We start from the raw sequence: 1,350 nt of genomic DNA, 5'->3' as shown, positions 1-1,350 counted from the left end.
TCACCCCCCGCAGGCACCGCACCCCGCGTGACCACCACCAGGCATGCGGCTTCCAGCCGGGGCTCGGCCAGCCACGCCTGGACAACAGCCAGCACCCTGCTGGTGAGCGTGAGCGCCACGCTGTCGTCCCCGACGTCCTCCGCGTCCTCGCCGTCCGCGACGCAGTCGAGCACGGCGAGGGCCGGCAGCTCGGCGCCGTCCGCGAGTGCCGCCACGTCGCTCGGGTCGGACAGCGTGCTCGACTCGGCCGGCGGCCCGGTCGGCCGCGGCGCGGGCAACTCGGTCCACTCCACCCGGAACAGAGCGTCGTCCGCGATGGCAGCGGAGTCCGCCGTCGCCAGACGGTCCACGGACACCGGCCGTAGGGCCACGGCGTCCGCGGTCAGGACCGGGCCACCGGTCTCGTCGGCGGCCTCGACCGACAGGACGCCGGCGGTGGACCGTACGAGCCGGGCACGCAGCACCGTGGCGCCGGTGGCGTGCAGGACGACCTTGTTCCACTCCAGCGGCTGCCACGCCTGGGCGTCGTCGCCGACGACGGCCTCCCGGACTGCCGGGTGCAGAACCGCGTCCAGGAGCGCCGGGTGCACTCCGTACCGGTCGGCCTCGGCCTGGTCCTCCTCCGCCAGCGCGGCCTCGGCGAACAGCTCGTCCCCGCGCCGCCACAGTCCGCGCAGGCCCTGGAAGAGCGGACCGTAGGCGTGTCCGTGGGCGATCAGTTCGGCGTAGAGGTCGTCCGTCTCGGCCCGGCGTGCGCCGGGCGGCGGCCACGCGGTGAAGTCGAAGGTGCCCGTCTCGGCCGGACCGGCGGCAGGCGCGAGGATTCCGGTGGCGTACCGGGTCCAGGTGACCGGCTCGCCCGTCATGGTCGTGTCGCCGGGGGCCGCGTAGACCTCCACCCCGCGGGCACCGGTCTCGTCCGGTCCGCCGACGGTGATCTGCAGGCGTACGCCCCCCTGCTCGGGGACGACCAACGGGGCCTCGACGACGAGTTCGTCCAGCACCCCGCAGCCGACTTCGTCGCCGGCTCGTACGGCCATCTCGACCAGCCCGGCTCCGGGTACGACGACCACTCCCCCGACGGCGTGGTCGGCCAGCCAGGGGTGCGTACGCAGCGACAGCCGCGAGGTCAGGACCAGGCCGTCCGACTGCGGCAGCGGAACCACCGCACCCAACAGCGGATGCCCGGCTCCGGCCAGCCCGAGGGCCGCCGCGTCGATCACGGACTCTGGCATCCGCAGCCAGTAGTGCCGGCGGTCGAAGGCATACGTCGGCAGATCCACATGGGCCTCGGTGGCACCCTCGGGAAGCACCGCCGCCCAGTCCACCCCGGCACCGCGCACGAACAGC

1 protein-coding gene is annotated in these 1,350 nt (G+C 74.5%); it reads right to left on the bottom strand.

Annotation, left to right across the window (positions count from 1 at the left end; translation table 11 throughout):
- The coding region (locus ACZ60X_RS43890) for a polyketide synthase dehydratase domain-containing protein (protein WP_469611453.1) at positions 1–1,350 on the bottom strand (1,350 nt) is incomplete at both ends.

The organism is Streptomyces sp. NPDC104106 (assembly GCF_055584345.1).
The sequence above is the reverse complement of the archived record's forward strand: the minus strand, read 5'-3'. Positions and strand labels throughout refer to the sequence as shown.